The 16,612-nt window shown below is 62.4% G+C and carries 12 protein-coding genes; 7 read left to right on the forward strand and 5 right to left on the reverse strand.

Features of this window, described 5'->3' with window-relative positions; genetic code table 11:
* Positions 1–56 precede the first annotated feature (56 nt).
* A complete protein-coding gene (locus tag LMTR13_RS41630) occupies positions 57–209 on the forward strand; it encodes a hypothetical protein (RefSeq protein ID WP_197521069.1) in 153 nt (50 codons plus the stop codon).
* A 448-nt stretch (positions 210–657) separates the two neighbouring features.
* On the opposite strand, the gene LMTR13_RS11025 is transcribed toward LMTR13_RS41630, so the two are convergent.
* Both LMTR13_RS11025 and LMTR13_RS11030 read right to left on the reverse strand, forming a co-directional pair.
* A complete protein-coding gene (locus LMTR13_RS11025) occupies positions 658–1,755 on the reverse strand; it encodes an IS4 family transposase (protein WP_065727897.1) in 1,098 nt (365 codons plus the stop codon).
* A gap of 650 nt (positions 1,756–2,405) precedes the next feature.
* Positions 2,406–2,720: an EthD family reductase gene (locus tag LMTR13_RS11030; protein ID WP_057854156.1), complete on the reverse strand. Its 315-nt coding sequence runs from the start codon at positions 2,718–2,720 to the stop codon at positions 2,406–2,408.
* A gap of 340 nt (positions 2,721–3,060) precedes the next feature.
* Between LMTR13_RS11030 and LMTR13_RS11035 the strand changes: the two genes are divergently transcribed.
* Entirely contained in the window at positions 3,061–3,327 is a 267-nt protein-coding gene (locus LMTR13_RS11035) for a hypothetical protein (RefSeq protein ID WP_065727898.1), read from the forward strand.
* A gap of 56 nt (positions 3,328–3,383) precedes the next feature.
* On the opposite strand, the gene LMTR13_RS11040 is transcribed toward LMTR13_RS11035, so the two are convergent.
* Positions 3,384–5,006: a GMC family oxidoreductase gene (locus LMTR13_RS11040; protein ID WP_065727899.1), complete on the reverse strand. Its 1,623-nt coding sequence runs from the start codon at positions 5,004–5,006 to the stop codon at positions 3,384–3,386.
* Between the two features lie 167 nt (positions 5,007–5,173).
* Here LMTR13_RS11040 and LMTR13_RS11045 point away from each other — a divergent pair, with 167 nt between their 5' ends.
* Positions 5,174–6,346 carry a M20 aminoacylase family protein gene (locus tag LMTR13_RS11045; RefSeq protein WP_065727900.1) on the forward strand — a complete coding sequence of 391 codons (1,173 nt, stop codon included), beginning with the start codon at positions 5,174–5,176 and terminating at the stop codon, positions 6,344–6,346.
* 128 nt (positions 6,347–6,474) lie between these two features.
* Here the strand turns inward: LMTR13_RS11045 and ppk2 are convergent, their stop codons facing one another.
* Positions 6,475–7,401: a polyphosphate kinase 2 gene (gene ppk2, locus LMTR13_RS11050; RefSeq protein ID WP_065727901.1), complete on the reverse strand. Its 927-nt coding sequence runs from the start codon at positions 7,399–7,401 to the stop codon at positions 6,475–6,477.
* A gap of 435 nt (positions 7,402–7,836) precedes the next feature.
* On the opposite strand from ppk2, the gene LMTR13_RS11055 reads away from it, so the two are divergent.
* Positions 7,837–8,307 carry a VOC family protein gene (locus LMTR13_RS11055; protein WP_065727902.1) on the forward strand — a complete coding sequence of 157 codons (471 nt, stop codon included), beginning with the start codon at positions 7,837–7,839 and terminating at the stop codon, positions 8,305–8,307.
* A gap of 307 nt (positions 8,308–8,614) precedes the next feature.
* Here the strand turns inward: LMTR13_RS11055 and LMTR13_RS11060 are convergent, their stop codons facing one another.
* On the reverse strand, positions 8,615–10,003 hold the full coding sequence (locus LMTR13_RS11060) for a UdgX family uracil-DNA binding protein (RefSeq protein WP_065727903.1): 1,389 nt from the start codon (positions 10,001–10,003) through the stop codon (positions 8,615–8,617).
* 229 nt (positions 10,004–10,232) lie between these two features.
* Here LMTR13_RS11060 and LMTR13_RS11065 point away from each other — a divergent pair, with 229 nt between their 5' ends.
* The 3 genes from LMTR13_RS11065 to LMTR13_RS11075 are packed head-to-tail and all read left to right on the forward strand — an operon-like array spanning position 10,233 to position 16,271.
* Positions 10,233–11,027 (forward strand): ImuA family protein, encoded by a 795-nt coding sequence (locus LMTR13_RS11065; protein ID WP_065727904.1) that lies wholly within the window; start codon positions 10,233–10,235, stop codon positions 11,025–11,027.
* The gene (locus tag LMTR13_RS11070) at positions 10,918–12,633 is read left to right on the forward strand and encodes a Y-family DNA polymerase (protein ID WP_083218978.1); all 1,716 of its coding nucleotides are present in this window, start codon (positions 10,918–10,920) and stop codon (positions 12,631–12,633) included. Before LMTR13_RS11065 ends, LMTR13_RS11070 begins: the two co-directional genes overlap by 110 nt.
* Positions 12,630–16,271: an error-prone DNA polymerase gene (locus LMTR13_RS11075; RefSeq protein WP_065727905.1), complete on the forward strand. Its 3,642-nt coding sequence runs from the start codon at positions 12,630–12,632 to the stop codon at positions 16,269–16,271. The genes LMTR13_RS11070 and LMTR13_RS11075 overlap by 4 nt, the downstream gene beginning before the upstream one ends.
* Positions 16,272–16,612: the final 341 nt, after the last annotated feature.

The following is a 16,612-nucleotide window of genomic DNA, read 5'->3' on the forward strand; positions in this document are numbered from 1 at the left end:
AACCGGCGTGCCCCTACGCTGCGTGCCTTGCGGCACCTGACAGCATGAGGAAGCCCATGGACGCCCAGCGAATTGCCGTCGACGCTATCGTTGCGCTGACCGACTGCGACCGCGATGCGGCGGTCGCCTTCATCCGCAAGCTCTATCTCGCCGGCGTCCGCGACCCCAAGCGGCTCACGTTCAAGGGACTGCAGGCGCTGCGGGGGTGAGGCGGGGGCTCTGCAATTTCTGAATTGCGGTACCAACGCCGTCATCCCCCGCGAAGGCGGGGGATCCAGTACGCCGCTGGCTTCTCGGTTCAATCACTGGCGTCTCTGGGATACTGGATCGTCCGCTGGAGCCTGTCATCGGGCGCGCATTCGCGCGACCCGTTGGCGGACGATGACAACGGAGTATGACTTCGCGATCTCGCGACGCATGGCGCCCGAGCTTTGCTTTTTCTTTTCGCCCTCCGAAAACAGAGGGCGCAGGGAAGACCGCATAGGCGTTAAGGTAGCGCGAGCATCGATTGATACCGACGTTTTCGAGGAGGCTCGCGCAGGTGCCGCCCAAGCGCTCGTTTTCTGCGGCGGAAGCAACGGATGGTTGGTTGTGGAATGATCGCTTGTAGCAAGGATGCAACGAGTTGTTGCAGAATACGCCAAGCGCCAGGTGTCGTCAGGCGGCCTGCATCCAGCGGGGAGAGTCCTCGAAGTCGCGGGCAAGCGGCTCGAGCAGCAGGATGATCAAGAGGTGGGCCAGCAGGTAGGGCTTGGCGGAGCGCGGATCGGTTCCAGGTGGCGTCTTGAGACCAATCAGGCTCTTCAGTCGCTTGAAGCCAAGTTCGATGCGCCATCGCAGTCGATAGAGCGCGAGTACATCCTTGGTGGAGAACTCGTTCCGTGCGAGCGACGTGACCAGAATGACCCAATCCGCGGCTTCCAGAGTTTCTTTGGAGATGACGCGGTTTTCGTCTTGTGCGTCTCGCCGGGCTTTACGACGCGAAGCCGCGACTGCACCGGCGGGCTTCTTGACTGCGACCAGACGCATAGCCAGAGGCGCACCGTCCTTGCGTTTGATCCAAATCCTCCGATCGATCAGTCCGTGCGCCTTCGCCGCACGCAATTGGGCCATCAGATCGAACGGAAGGCCTTTGGCATCAAGCCAACGTGCGTTCTTCCAGCCCGCTCGGATCAAAACGTCTGCCCCGGCGTCGCGGACAGCGGCGATGCGGTCAGGTTGCAGATATGCGCGGTCAGCAATGCGGATCTCGTTCTTGACCACCGGTATCCGGTCAAACGTTTCGCCCTCTTGCTGATCTGTCAGCTCGAAGTGACCAAAGCGCTCATATGGCAGATCGAATGCACTATGAACGCGCCAAAGCTCACTGTTCCTGCGCGCAGCCGGTCCTGCCTGAGGCACTGTCGTCGCATCGATAATACGGATCAGGCGGCCTCGGCTCGCCTTCGGGGCTGCCGCAGCGAGCAAGCCCTCCACCAGCACTGCAAACCAATCGCCACATTGACGCAGGCGATAGAACAACGCCACGCTGCTGAGGTCGGCAAGGCCAACAGAAGCGGCCCACGCGGCTGTCGATCTCAACCCTCTTTCACCCAGACAATAGGCCAGCATCAGCCGAAGTAACGACACCGCATCTGGAATTTGGCGCCGCACGAAAGCCTTCGTCTGGCGCGCACTTATCTCAAGCTGCGCAGCCCCGCCGAGCTGCGTAACCACTCTCGTCCAGTCCTCGTTCAGAAGCGATTCGTCTGCCATCCCGTTTTGGAATCACACGTGATTCCAACACTCAAGAATAAACTTAACGCCTATGGGGAAGACCGGGTGCTTGCTGCACCCGCGGTCTCGTGTGCAATTGCGCATAGGAAGAACGCACACGAGCATACAGGTACAGCGGGAGCATCCCGGCCTTCCCTGCGCAATGGCCTTACGGCTTACTTCGTGCTCTTCCCGGAGAACGGCTCTTTTGCCTCCGTCGCCCCTGAGAAGCTTCGCTTCTTAAGGACTTAACGCCAGCACCGCGGCGCCCGAACCACACGACTTCGCCGTACGCTTCCGGCGCCTACGTCTTGCGCCTTCCGCGTCCATCGCATCTCACCGCACGTTCGTGACGATCGCGACCCGCCCCTCAATTGGGTGAGATGGGCGGAGTTATGCCGATGATTTGCTCTCGAAGTTAAGTGGAATATTTTTGTCGGAAGGGCTGGACAGACTTTTGGTGATTTGCCCGTCGTGCCAATTGGTCGCAGCCGCGCGTTGAAATTTCGCTTGGGCGCGAGGCAAATCAGCTCGCAGTCGGTAGGGTGGGCAAAGCGAAGCGTGCCCACCATCAAGGAACGCGCTCGATGACAAATGGTGGGCACGCTTCGCTTTGCCCACCCTACATCGCGAGCCGGGAGGCTGCGGCATCAGCCGACGACGACTTCGCTGATCTGGATGACCGGAGACTGATCGGTATAGTTCGGGATATCGGCCATGATCTCCTTGGCATGGGGCCCGAAGCCGGCCTGGAACGCCTCGACCGAGTCGCAGAAGATGTGACACATGCCGACATAGGTCGCTGGCGCGCCCGGCGCGCCGCCGGCCAGGCCCTTGTCGACCGTGTAGGACTTGCAGGCGTCGCCCATGCGCGCCTTCACGAGCGGCATATGCTTGTCGCGGTAGTAGTCGTGATCGAAGCGCCCGCCGGGCGTATTGGGATACATTACGCTGACCTTGATCATGGACGTGCCCTCCGATGCTCGCGTTCGCCGTTATTCTCCGGCAATGCCCGAAATCTGTGTCAGTTTTGCGGATCTTGCAACCGGAAGGCGGCGGGCCTTCATCTCATTCTGCCGCCGCACGTCTGCGCCGATAGTCCAGCGCGGGCAGGCCGGCCGATCGTTTCATTCGTAGGCAAATATTCTCCTGATGTGCCGGCGGGCGTATCTCGCGCGTTCACGCCATCGCGCGCTTTCAAGCACGGCTTTTCAAATCGCGGTGAGAGCCGTAGCACGGCTATCGGCTTTTGCGGTGCGATACCCAATTGGGTGGAGTGATTTCACGTTAAAGAGGATATCACCAATGACCAAATCTATCCCAACACTCGCCGCCGCATTTCTGATGACCGCTATCGCAACGCCCGTGTTCGCGCAAGCCGCGATCCAGGAGCCCGGCGCCTATTCCTTCTATCACCCCAATGCCGACGTGCTCAACGGCCGGCCGGCATACCGGTCGTTCAATCAGTCCAATGCGTATTACAATTCCAATGCCTATTACAACCAGGCTGTGCCCGCGCCCGAACCGCGGATGCGGCAGAGGTCGACGCGGCACTATCGCAGGGCGCAGTAGCGTGAGCGTGTAGCCCAGATGGTCCGTTGGGTCATCTGGGCTGCTTCGTCATGCAGCTATTTGCGTCTATCCTCCAGTATCATCGTCGCGCCTTTCTCCGCGATCATCGCTGTCGGCGTGTTGGTGTTGCCGGACGTAATCGTGGGCATCGCCGACGCGTCGGCGACGCGAAGGCCCGCGATGCCGTAGAACTGCAGCCGCTCGTCGACAACCGCCATCGGGTCGTTGGCGGTGCCCATCTTCGCGGTGCCGACGGGGTGGAAGATCGTGGTGCCGATATCGCCGGCGGCCTTTGCCAATGAGGCGTCGTCGTCGCCGACGCTGGGGCCGGGCAGGTATTCGACCGGGTGGTAGCGTTCGAGCCGCTTCTGCTTCATCAGCCGCCGCGTGGTGCGGATGGCGTCCGCGGCGACCTGGCGGTCATCGTCGGTCGAAAGATAGTTCGGCGCGATCGACGGCGCCTCGTCTGGCTTTGCCGAGCGGATGCGCACGGTGCCGCGCGAGGTTGGCTGCAGATTGCAGGCGCTCACGGTAATCGCGGGAAAGCGGTGCAGGGGATCGCCGAACTTGTCGAGCGACAGCGGCTGCACGTGAAACTGGATGTTGGCGCGTGCGCGGCGTGGATCGGAGCGCGTGAAGATGCCGAGCTGCGATGGCGCCATCGTCAGCGGCCCACGGCGGCGGAAGGCGTAATCGAGCCCCATCATGCCGCGCCGGACCAGCGACCAGTAGGTCTCGTTCAGCGTGCGGACGCCCTCGACCTTGTAGATCGCGCGCTGCTGCAGATGGTCCTGCAGGTTGCGCCCGACGCCCGGTCTGTCGAGCACGACATCGATGCCGAGCGGTGACAGCCAGTCGGCCGGTCCGATGCCGGAGCGGTGCAGCACCTGCGTCGAGCCGATCGATCCCGCGCACAATACGACTTCACCTTTGGTGCGGGCCTCGAACACCTCATTGCCCTGGATGAAGCGCACGCCGACGGCGCGGCCGTTCTCGATGATGAGCCGGTCGACCAGCACGTGCTTTTCCAGCCGCAGATTGGCGCGGCTCAGCACCGGCTTGAGAAAACCGCGCGCGGACGACCAGCGCCGGCCGCGCTTCTGGTTGACGTGGAAATAGCTGACGCCTTCATTGTCGCCAGTGTTGAAATCCGCAATGCGCCTGATGCCCATTTCCTCGGCGGCATCGCCGACCGCGTCGAGCACTTCCCACGACAGCCGCGGCGCCTCGATGCGCCAGCCGCCGCCAATGCCGTGATGTTCGCTTTCACCGAGAAAATGATCCTCCAGCCGTTTGAACAGCGGCTTGACGTCGTCATAGCCCCAGCCGGTCAGGCCGAGCTGCCGCCAGTGATCGTAATCGGCGGCCTGGCCTCGCATCGAAATCATCGCATTGATGGCGGAGCAGCCGCCGATCACCTTGCCGCGCGGATAGGCAAGGGAGCGACCGTTGAGACCGGGCTCCGGCTCGGTCCGAAACATCCAGTCCGAACGGGGATTGCCGATCGCGAAGAGATAGCCGACCGGGATGTGAAACCAGATCCAGTTGTCGTTGCCGCCGGCCTCCAGGATCAGCACGCGGTTTTTGGGATCGGCCGACAGCCGGTTGGCCATGATGCAGCCGGCTGTGCCAGCGCCCACCACGATATAATCGAAATCGCCTTCAAGCCGTTTCGGCATTGTCCGTTTCCACCCGTCCACGTCTTTCCGCCCTAATAGTCAGACGCCGATGGCCGGGACAAGCCCGGCATTGCCGGCGGGGCAGGATGTTCCTTGTGCGTCTTGGGTGGACCGCCGCTTGCATGCTACAGAGGTCTAACGTTCCAACCTGAGGTTCGAGAATTCCCATGCCCATCGTTAACCGCGTCGCCGATCTGCAACCCGATATTCAGGCCTGGCGCCGCGATATCCATGAAAATCCCGAATTGCTGTACGACGTGCACCGCACTGCAGCATTCGTGGCCGACCGCCTGCGCGAATTCGGCTGCGACGAGGTCGCCACCGGCCTTGGCCGCACCGGCGTCGTCGGCGTCATCAAGGGCAAGCAGCCCGGCAAGGGCGAGATCAAAGTGATCGGGCTCCGCGCCGACATGGATGCGCTGCCGATCGAAGAGGCAACCAACGTTCCTCATGCCTCCAAGACGCCGGGCCTGATGCATGCCTGCGGACATGATGGCCACACCGCGATGCTTTTGGGTGCAGCGCGGTACCTTGCCGAAACCAGGAATTTTGCCGGTGACGCGGTCGTGATCTTTCAGCCGGCCGAGGAGGGCGGGGCAGGCGCTGCCGCCATGATCCAGGACGGGCTGATGGACCGCTTCGGCATCGAGCAGGTCTACGGCATGCATAATGGGCCGGGAATTCCGGTCGGCTCCTTCGCCATCCGGACCGGCCCCGTGATGGCCGCGACCGACTCGATCGATATCAAGATCGAGGGGCTTGGCGGCCATGCCGCGCGCCCGAACAAATGCATCGATTCCGTGCTGGTCGGTTCGCAGCTCATTACCGCGCTGCAGTCGATCGTGTCGCGGACCATCGATCCCCTGGATTCGGCCGTGATCTCGATCTGCGAGTTCCATGCCGGCAATGCGCGGAACGTGATCCCGCAGACCGCCGAACTCCGCGGCACCGTGCGGACGCTGACACCGGAAGTGCGCGAAACGGTCGAGAAGCGGGTGCGTGAGGTGTGCGAGGGCGTAGCCAGGATGACCGGGGCGAAGATCGACCTCATTTACGAGCGCGGCTATCCCGTCACCAAGAATCACGCCGAGCAGACCGAGTTCGCCACGCGGGTTGCCAAGGAAGTGGCCGGCGCCCAGAACGTCCACGAGATGCCGCCGCTGATGGGTGCAGAAGATTTTGCATATATGCTGGAAGCACGTCCCGGCGCCTTCATTTTCTGCGGCAACGGCGACAGCGCAGGGCTCCACCATCCCGCCTACGATTTCAACGACGAGGCGATCGTGTACGGCACCTCGTACTGGATCAAGCTGGTCGAGAACAAGCTGGCGGCGTCGTAAGGGAGTACGTCACTTCAACTTCGATCGCACATGAAGTGCGAGGTCACATGAGGAAAGGCCTGTATCTCCAATGCAGGCCTTCATTATTTGCCGCTCGTTTCGACTGAGCATAGTCTTCGGTCCCGCGCTCAATAGCGCGACGGTACGTACATTTCGGGTGGAATCGGCCCGCGGCTATATTCCGGGTTGCGAACCCGCGGCGGCAGTACCACCGGCTCGCGCTTGATTTCCTGGTAGGGAACTTGTTCGAGCAGATGCGCGATGCAGTTCAGTCGTGCCTTCTTCTTGTCATCGGCCTCGACGAGGTACCAAGGAGCTTCCTGAATGTGGGTACGCTCCAGCATCGCTTCCTTGGCCTTGGTGTATTGCTCCCAGCGGCTGCGCGATTCGACATCCATCGGGCTGAGCTTCCACTGCTTGAGTGGATCATGGATCCGCATCATGAAGCGCAAATACTGCTCTTCGTCGGTGATGGAAAACCAGTACTTGATGAGGGTGATTCCGGAGCGCACGAGCATACGCTCGAATTCCGGCACTGACCGGAAGAATTCTTCGACGTCATCTTCGGTGCAGAAGCCCATCACTCGCTCGACGCCGGCGCGGTTGTACCAGCTACGGTCGAACAGCACGATCTCACCGCCGGCCGGCAAATGCGAAACGTAACGCTGGAAGTACCATTGGGTGCGCTCACGCTCGTTCGGCGCCGGCAGCGCCGCGACGCGGCAGACCCGCGGATTGAGCCTCTGGGTGATGCGCTTGATGACGCCGCCCTTGCCGGCGGAATCGCGCCCCTCGAAAATCACCACCACCTTGAGCTGGTGTTGCTGCACCCAGGTCTGCAGTTTTACCAGTTCACCCTGCAGACGGAATAATTCCTTGAAGTACACGCGGCGATCGATCGTCTCTTCTGCCGTATGGTCGGCAAATTCATTGGTCAGCGCATCGAGGCGATCGTCGTCGATCTCAAGTTCCAGTTCTTCATCGAAACTGTCCAGCATTTCCTCCCGAATCGGGTCGTGGATCAGCTTGGTGCCATTCGGGGGCTTTTTGGTCATGGCGGGCTCCGGCTGCAGAGCTGTTGGGTTCGCGTGATGTGTGAATGTTGGTGTCCTATCATCCTCTGTCAGGTACTTTGCGGAAAGCAGAAGGCCGCAGTTTGGTTCCGGTCTCCCGCTATCCGTCGGGCCTGCCACGGCAGCGTCCCGACCGCATCGCCGATGGCGTCAGAACAGGTTCGAGAACGGTACGTAGAGGCTCGCCGACAGCAGATCGCGCCGGCATCATGCCAGCAGGAGATTGCGAACCGTTAATGACAGTTAGGCTATCCCGGCCGCGTATGGCCAGGGATGCGCGCTGTCCGGGCCACAGGTGGTTCAGGGAAATTCCACAATATTTTTGATTGCCCCTGTCGGAACGCCGCCTCCTCCATCCGTCCTTGCCACAGAAGCGGCCGCGCGCCGGCCGGTAGCTGATGGAGAAAGGCAGCTTCGATGAAGGTCACACAGCATCTCTGGTTCGAAAAGGATATGGAGGCCGCGATCGGCTTCTACACCTCGCTGATCCGCGGCTCGTCAGTCCAGTGGGTCTCGTCGCTGCCGGCCGAGAGCCCGAGCGGCCCGCCCGGCAGCGTCAAGATCGCGGCCTTTACCCTGGGCGACCAGCGCTACATGGCGATCGAGGCGGGTCCCCTCGACCGGTTCAACCACAGTTTTTCGATCATGGTCGAATGCGACACGCAGGCGGAGATCGACCATTTGTGGGACGCCTTGAGGGAGGGCGGCAAGATCGAGCAATGCGGCTGGCTGCAGGACCGCTGGGGCCTCTCCTGGCAGATCGCGCCCAGACGGCTCGGCGAATTGATGAACGATCCCGACCCCGCAAAAGCCAAGCGTGTTGCCGAGGCCATGCTGAAGATGGTCAAGTTCGATATTGCAGAACTGGAGGCCGTGGCGAGAGCATGATCCGGAAAAGTGGGCACCGGTTTTTCGAAAAGATCATGCTCAAACAAAAAAGATAGAGCGAGATGACGATTCCAGGAAAAATCATCTCGCTCTAGCTAGGAAGAGGGTCGCGCGCTGCACGGCGCCGGGGCTGGAGGTAGGGAACCGCGCAGCGCGTCGACCATGTGGGAGCATCACAGCGTGAGCAGACGTCCCACATTCCCTTGAGAATGCGATTGTGTCTTTCATCAATTAATGGTTGCGGGCAGGATTGTCAATTTTTCCCGTTATATTTCACCAGAAATTGCGCCTGCCGGATTGGCGGAATTCAGGCCGCATGTGCTGATTTTCGCAGCACGCCGGCGGCGATTTTGAGATCCTGGACGAAGCGCCGGTATTCGCGCGCCTTGGCATCGGCGTCCGGCAATCGCAGCAGATAGGACGGGTGCACCGTGACCAGCGCCCTGGTGCCATCGGCGAGATCGATCGGGTGGCCGCGGTTCTTGTTGATCGGCGTGATTTTCCCGAACACGCTTTGCGCTGCGGTTGCGCCCATCGCCACCACCAGGTCGGGTTTGATCGCGGCCAGCTCGCGCTCGTACCACTGCCGGCAGGCCTTGATCTCAGGTGTGTTCGGCTTCTGGTGCAGGCGGACCTTTCCGCGCGGCACGAACTTGAAATGCTTCACAGCATTGGTGACGTAGACCGTGCGGCGGTCGATGCCGGCTTCTTCCAGCGCGCGGTCGAGCATTTGCCCCGCGGGTCCGACGAACGGCTTTCCGGCGAGATCTTCCTTGTCGCCAGGCTGCTCGCCGACCAGCATGATCCGCGCGGTTTGCCGGCCTTCGCCGAACACGGTTTGCGTCGCATTCTTGTAAAGAGGGCAGGCGCGGCAATCGGCGGCTTCTTCGCGCAGCGTCTCAATGTCGTCCTGAACTCTTCTGCGCACCATGGGCGGCTCCGGCCGTTTTGGCGCCTGATATGGTTCCGTAGCGTCGCGTTCCGCACGCTTGACTGCAGGCTTAATCATTGAACCCTCTTGCAGGTTCCTCGTCTTCACAGTCAGCCGTGCTGGATTGAAGATGCTGGCGTAATCGCGCCGCCAGATTTCGTCCAGCCGGTCCGCGCTGGGGGCTTCGCTTCTGCTGACGCCCGGCGTGAACGAGACGACATGGCCGTCCCAATGCGCGCAGAGATCAGGCGTCAGGATCGACCAGGGCATGTCGGCGAAACGGCGCGCGAAGAACGGGGCGGCCAGTTCGACGATGTGGTGCTCCGGCTCGAACCAGGCGACGAAGTGCGATTTCTGTTCGCGACCTATTTCGCGGAAGCGGACAAAGACATGCATCTTGTGCTCGTCGCGGCGCACGGACTTGGCCATCGCGGTGATTTCAGCCACGTCAGGATCGGTCGCGAGTTCAAGTAGATCGTGATGCGTTCGCAACCGCCATAGCAGGCGATAGAGCAGGGCGAAGCGCTCGGGGTTGCGATGCAGGATCGCAACCTCCGCCAGTTCAACGAATCTGGCCGGTACGTTGAAGGTGCCCTGTGGCGGTTCGAGCGGTGGCGCGGTCGGCTCGAACAGTTCGGGCTCATCATCATCATCAGCCACGCGCCAGCTCACGTCGGACGGTTTCACATCATTCAGCGCCAGCGTGCGGGCCGCTTTACGCCAGCCATCGAAATCAGTTTGGCTGTCGAGGGTGATGTGGTGCATGTGCTTACTCCACACTCTCCGCCGGCATCTCCGCGCAACGGCTTCGCCGTTGTCGCTGGGGAGTCGCGTATCACTTTGATTTCGCTCATGAATCGGCAAGGCGATCGATCTCGATTGACTCTGCCGGCGCTGTTAGCTTTATATTAGAACATATCATGAACAAATGAGCCAGCCGCGCGTTCACTTAGGGAAGAAGCGGTAAAGGCCAATTTTCTGAAAGGAACGGCGGATGAGCACCGCACGCACGAGCACGCTTGCGAGTTTGCGCGGAAGCATCGAGCGCCTGGAGGCGCATGGCGATGCGCATGACCTCAACAAGATTGCGCTTGGCCATAAGGCGGCGGATGCTGTGCTGCAGGGTGGGCTTGCGCTCGCAGCGGTGCATGAAGTGTTCGCCGAGGGACACCAGAGCGCGACCGCAACCGGCTTCATCGCAGGGCTGGCGGGAAGGGTATCGCCGCGCCGGCCGCTGGCCTGGGTGCGGCAGGATTTTTCGGAAATTGAATCGGGTGCGCTGTCGATGAGCGGGCTCGCCGAACTCGGGCTCGATCCGCGGCTGCTCGTCACCGTGCGCGCCACCGACACCGACGCTGCGTTGCGGACCGCCGCCGACGCGCTGGCCTGCGATGCGCTCGGCGCCGTGGTGCTGGAAGTCTGGGGGCAGGCGCGTCAGCTCGATCTCGTCGCCAGCCGCAAGCTCACGCTAGCCGCTCAAGCCTCCGGCGTCACCGCATTGCTGCTGCGGACAGCGGCGGAGCCGCGTCCCTCGACCGCGGAGACAAGATGGATCGTGCGTGCGGCGCATTCGCCGCCTGGATCACCGTCGCACGCGTGGGGCGCACCCGTCTTCGACGCGCAGCTCGTTCGTAACCGTCATGGCCCGGTCGGCCGCTGGATCATGGAATGGAATTGTGATGAGTGCCTGTTCAGTGAACCGTCGGCGTATCCTCAGCCTCTGGCTGCCACGCCTGCCCATCGACCGCATCAAGCGCAAGCTTTCGCCGGCCAGCGCCGCGCAAGCTGAAAATTCCAAGATCGTTTCAAGCGACGCTGCTCGCGACACGGCCGGTGCGCTCCCTCTCCCGCTTGCGGGGGAGGGCTGGGGTGGGGGTGCCGCCGCGAGTCGCACTCTCGAGATGACGCAAACCTACCCCTCCGTCGTCGTCGCCAAGCAGCACAATGCCATCCTGATCCACTCCCTCGACGATCTTGCCGTTCAGGCCGGTCTCTCGATCGGCCTGCCGCTCGCCAATGCGCGCGCGATCTGCCCCGAGCTGACGGTGTTCGACGCGGATGAAGTCGCCGATCGCAAGACGCTCGAAGACATCGCCGACTGGTGCGATCGCTTCACTCCGCTGGTGGCGCTCGATCTGCCGTACGGGCTCTATCTCGACATCACCGGCTGCGCCCATCTGTTCGGCGGCGAGCGTGCGTTGCTGCAGATCGTCAGCGGTGCGCTGAGCCGCCGCGGCTTTGCCGTCAGCGCCGCGATCGCGAGCACTGCGATCTGCGCCCGCACGCTGACGCGCCAGACTTCCGGAAAAATCGTTGCCGAGGGCGAGGAGGCCGAAGCCGTCGCTTCGCTGCCGGTATCCGCGCTCGGCGCCGGCGATGCCATCACCGCCGGCCTGCGCCGGGCTGGGCTAAAGGCCATCGGCGACGTCGCCTCGCGCGGGCGCTACGAAATCACGGCACGGTTCGGTGCGCCCTTCACGGCATTATTGCAGCAGGCGCTGGGGCAGGGCGACGCGCCGATCAGCCCGAGAAAACCGCTGCCGGATTACATCGTCGAGAAACGTTTTCCCGAGCCGGTCGCCACCGACACCGTAATCGCGATGAACCTGTCCGCGCTCGCCGGCATGCTGGTCACGGCGATGGACAGGCAGGGCAAGGGCGCGCGGCGGCTGGAGGCGAGCTTTTTCCGCACCGACGGCGCGGTGCGCACGATCTCGGTCGATACCGGACGTCCGGTGACGAAGCCAGAGATGATCGACCGCCTGTTCCGCGAGCGGCTCGATGCGCTCAACGATCCCCTCGACCCCGGCTTCGGTTTCGATCTCATCAGATTGTCCGCCAGCCGCACCGAAATCGTGGTGCAGCAGCAGCGCGACCTCGACGCCAACGTCCATGACAATGACGAACTGTCCGCACTGATCGACCGCATTGCTGCGCGCATCGGCGGAAAACGCGTCGTCGTGCATCTGCCGGAGGATACCCACATCCCCGAACGCGCGGTGCTGTCGGTGCCAGCGCAGCATCATCTGGCGGCAGCCGCCCAGGCCGCCTGGCCGGAGCGCATCGAGGGCGAGCCGCCGCTGCGCCCCTTGCGGCTGTTCGACAAGCCGGAGCCGATCAAAGTGCCATTCGCAACGGTGCCCGACGGCCCGCCGCATCAATTCACCTGGCGGCGCGTCACGCACGCGGTGGTGCGGGTGGAGGGACCTGAGCGCATCGCCATGGAATGGTGGAAACAAAATGGCGATGGCCCAACGCGGGACTATTTTCGTATCGAGGATGAAGCGGGCCTGCGTTTCTGGATCTTCCGCGACGGCTTCTATGAGAGCGAACCGGTGGACGAGGAAGGCGAACCCGCGCCAGTCCGGTGGTTCGTGCATGGATTGTTCGCATGAAAAGCCCTGTGCCCGACTATGCCGAAATCGGCATCACCACCAATTTCTCGTTCCTGCGCGGCGGCTCGGACCCGCGCGCCTATGTGCATCAGGCGAGCGAGCTTGGTATTCCCGTGATCGGCATCGCCGACCACAACACGCTGGCCGGCGTGGTGCGCGCCTGGAGCGAGCTCGACAACCCTGCCGTCACGCATAAACCAAAGCTTCTGATAGGCGCGCGGCTCGTCTTCATCGACGGCACGCCTGACATTCTGGTCTATCCGCGCGACCGCGCGGCTTACGGCCGGCTCTGCCAGTTGCTCACCCGCGGCAAGCGCGGCGACGACATCACGCGGATCGAAAAGGGCGAATGCCATCTGAAATGCGATGACCTCCTCGATTTCGCCGAGGGTCAGCTTCTGGTGCTGGCGCTGCCGCATCGTTTTGATGCGGCGAACGCGCAGGCAACGCTGGAGCGCCTGAAGAGTAGCCGCGCCGATGGCGTGTGGCTCGCCGCGAGCCTGCTCTACCGCGGCGACGACAAACGCCGGCTGGCGCGGCTGCATCGCTTGGCGCTTGCCGCCAAAGTCCCGCTGCTGGCGACCAACGAGGTGCTGTACCACCATCCCGCCCGCCGGCCGCTGCAGGACGTGCTGACCTGTATCCGGGAAAAGACCACGATCGATGCGATCGGCAGGCGGCTCGAAGCCAATGCCGAACGCTATCTCAAGCCTGCGCACGAAATGGCGCGGCTGTTTCGCGATCTGCCCGAGGCGATTGCGGAAACCATGCGCTTTGCGGAGCGCATTTTGTTTTCGCTCGACCAGCTCAAATACCAGTATCCGGACGAGCCGGTGCCGCCAGGCAAGACCGCGCAACAGCACCTGGAAGACCTGACCTGGGCCGGTGTCGACAAATATTTCGGTGGCGTAATCGACGACAAGCTGCGCGCCACGTTGCGGAAAGAGCTCGATCTGATCGCCGAGCTGAAATACGCGCATTATTTTCTTACCGTACACGACATCGTCCGCTACGCGCGCAGCCAGAACATCCTGTGCCAGGGCCGGGGCTCGGCGGCGAACTCCGCGGTCTGCTACGTGCTCGGCATCACCTCGGTCGATCCGACCAAGGTCGACCTCTTGTTCGAGCGCTTCATTTCCAAGGAGCGGCTGGAGCCGCCCGACATCGATGTCGATTTCGAGCATTCGCGGCGCGAGGAGGTGATGCAATATGTCTACCGCCGCTACGGCCGTCACCGCGCCGCGATCATTGCGACCGTCATCCATTATCGTCCGCGTAGCGCGATCCGCGACGTCGGCAAGGCGTTGGGGCTGACGGAAGACGTCACCGCAGCCCTCGCCGATACGGTGTGGGGAAGCTGGGGCAAGGGTCTCAACGAGATGCAGGTCCGGCAGGCCGGGCTGGACCCTGCGAATGCGATGGTCGAACTCGCGGTTGCGCTGGCCTCCGAGCTGATCGAATTCCCTCGCCATCTGTCGCAGCATGTCGGCGGCTACGTGTTGACGCAGGATAGGCTCGACACCTATGTGCCGATCGGCAACGCCGCGATGGACGACCGCACCTTCATCGAATGGGACAAGGACGACGTCGACGCGCTCAGCATGATGAAGGTCGACGTGCTGGCGCTGGGCATGCTGACCTGCATCCGCAAGAGTTTTGATCTGATCGCGGAGCATAAGGGTGAGCGCTGGGAGCTGGCGACGATTCCCCAGGACGAGAAGCCGGTCTACGACATGCTGTGCCGGGGTGAATCGCTCGGCGTCTTTCAGGTCGAAAGCCGCGCCCAGATGAACATGCTGCCGCGGTTGAAGCCGCGGACCTTTTACGATCTCGTCATCGAAGTCGCGATCGTCCGCCCGGGGCCGATCCAGGGCGACATGGTGCATCCCTATCTAAAACGCCGAAAAATGAAGCCTGAGGATATCCAGTATCCCTATCCAAAGGGCGGCAACAAGGATGAGCTGCGCAACGTTCTGCACAAAACCCTTGGCGTGCCGCTGTTCCAGGAACAGGCGATGCGTATCGCGATTGAGGCCGCGGAATTCACCTCGGAAGAAGCCAATGGGTTACGTCGTGCCATGGCGACGTTCCGCAACGTCGGCACCATCGGAAAATTCGAATCCAAGTTGATCGGCAATATGGTCCGGCGCGGCTACGATCTCGAATTCGCCAAAAACTGCTTTGAGCAGATCAAGGGTTTTGGCTCTTACGGCTTTCCGGAAAGCCACGCCGCAAGTTTTGCGCAACTCGTCTATGTCTCGTCATGGCTAAAGCATCACCATCCCGATGCCTTCTGCTGCGGCCTGCTGAATTCACAGCCGATGGGTTTTTACGCTCCCGCACAGATCGTCGGCGACGCCCGCAAGAACGGCGTCGAGGTGCGCGAGATCGACGTGTCCTACAGCTTTGCCCAGAATACATTGGAGGAGGGCGAGGGGAAGTACTGCGCCGTCCGTCTCGGCTTCCGCCAGATCGACGGGTTTCACTGGCTCGATGAGGACGAGGAGCGGTTGAAACGAATGCAGTCGTCGTTCCGGGGTGGTGCGTTAGCACCAGACCCGGAACCTCGAGATTCTCGGATGTGCAATTGCGCATCGGAGAATGACGTAACCAGCCGCACGGGGACAGTGCTCCCTCTCCCGCTTGCGGGGGAGGGCTGGGGTGGGGGTGCCGCCGCGAGTCACACTGCCCGTGTGGAGAGAGCTTCCCCCACCCGGATCGCATCTATCGATGCGATCCGACCTCAGAGCGAGCTTCGCTCGTCTCGGCCCCCGCAAGCGGGAGAGGTGAAGCATGCCCGCGGACCAGCCGTTGTGGAAGCAACCGACTGGGCCGACCGCATCATAGCCGCGCGAAACCGCCGGCCCTTCACCTCGCTGGAAGAATTCGCCCGCGACACCGGCCTGCCCAAGCGCGCGCTGATCCTGCTCGCCGACGCCGATGCCTTTCGCTCGATCGGGCTCGATCGTCGCGCAGCACTCTGGGCGGTGCGGCGGCTGCCCGACGACGTGCCGCTGCCGCTGTTTCAGGCCGCGATCGCCCGCGAGCAGCCCGACGAGAACGCCAAGCCACTGCCCCAGATGCCGCTGCCGGAGCAGGTGGTCGCCGATTACCAGACAATACGGCTGTCGCTGAAGGGCCATCCGATGGAATTTTTGCGCGAGCGGTTCACGAAGGAGCGCGTCGTCGCCTGCAAGGATGTCAATCACAAGAACGACAAGCGCCGCGTCCGCTGCGCCGGCGTGGTGCTGGTGCGGCAGCGGCCAGGCAGCGCCAAGGGCGTCGTCTTCATGACGCTGGAGGACGAGACCGGCATCGCCAACATCGTGGTGTGGCCCAAGGTGATGGAGCAGTACCGGAAAGAGGTGATGGGTGCCCGCCTGATCCTGGTCGAGGGCTACATCCAGAGCAGCCCGGAAGAGGTGACGCATCTGGTGGCGCAGCGGATGTTCGACCGCTCCCCCGACCTGATCGGCCTCGCCAATGATGCGTCAAGCCGCAAGCATCCGGTGCCTGCAGGGCCCGCGCTGGTCGAGCCGCTCAACGACGACCGTCGCGACCACGCCGATACGCCTGCGCAAAAAATCCGCCACCCGCGCGACGTACGCATCCTGCCGCCGTCCCGCGATTTTCATTGACGTTGACGGCGTCGGTACTACGCGGCACGTGACGCCGGTCTTGCTATTTCACCCAGAGCTTGAGGGGAACGCCCTGTCGACCAGGACAGTTCATCGTACCGGTATATGAGTCTGATAATTGTCCGCTATAAGTGCACTCGACTCCGGCAACCGATATTGTTGCATTCAATCTTGACGATGAGGCGGATATTCGAAACCGCAGCGCACCTGTTTTCTCCTCCGGGCCATCCTGGGTACAGATGCCGACGTGCTTCATGGTCAACGGCCCGGCGTATTCCGTTGCCGAGCCGGGAGCCGTTTCCGTAACCGTTGCGGTCAACTCCCACTCGCCGAGATGACCT

The organism is Bradyrhizobium icense (assembly GCF_001693385.1).
GTDB classification, from domain to species: domain Bacteria; phylum Pseudomonadota; class Alphaproteobacteria; order Rhizobiales; family Xanthobacteraceae; genus Bradyrhizobium; species Bradyrhizobium icense.

Coding starts and splice junctions, on each gene's coding strand:
- LMTR13_RS11065 (WP_065727904.1), top strand. CDS start 10,233: ATGAGCACCGCACGCACGAGCACGCTTGCGAGTTTGCGCGGAAGCATC.
- LMTR13_RS11075 (WP_065727905.1), top strand. CDS start 12,630: ATGAAAAGCCCTGTGCCCGACTATGCCGAAATCGGCATCACCACCAAT.
- LMTR13_RS11060 (WP_065727903.1), bottom strand. CDS start 10,003: ATGCACCACATCACCCTCGACAGCCAAACTGATTTCGATGGCTGGCGT.
- LMTR13_RS11045 (WP_065727900.1), top strand. CDS start 5,174: ATGCCCATCGTTAACCGCGTCGCCGATCTGCAACCCGATATTCAGGCC.
- LMTR13_RS11035 (WP_065727898.1), top strand. CDS start 3,061: ATGACCAAATCTATCCCAACACTCGCCGCCGCATTTCTGATGACCGCT.
- LMTR13_RS11070 (WP_083218978.1), top strand. CDS start 10,918: ATGAGTGCCTGTTCAGTGAACCGTCGGCGTATCCTCAGCCTCTGGCTG.
- LMTR13_RS11025 (WP_065727897.1), bottom strand. CDS start 1,755: ATGGCAGACGAATCGCTTCTGAACGAGGACTGGACGAGAGTGGTTACG.
- LMTR13_RS11030 (WP_057854156.1), bottom strand. CDS start 2,720: ATGATCAAGGTCAGCGTAATGTATCCCAATACGCCCGGCGGGCGCTTC.
- LMTR13_RS41630 (WP_197521069.1), top strand. CDS start 57: ATGGACGCCCAGCGAATTGCCGTCGACGCTATCGTTGCGCTGACCGAC.
- ppk2 (WP_065727901.1), bottom strand. CDS start 7,401: ATGACCAAAAAGCCCCCGAATGGCACCAAGCTGATCCACGACCCGATT.
- LMTR13_RS11055 (WP_065727902.1), top strand. CDS start 7,837: ATGAAGGTCACACAGCATCTCTGGTTCGAAAAGGATATGGAGGCCGCG.
- LMTR13_RS11040 (WP_065727899.1), bottom strand. CDS start 5,006: ATGCCGAAACGGCTTGAAGGCGATTTCGATTATATCGTGGTGGGCGCT.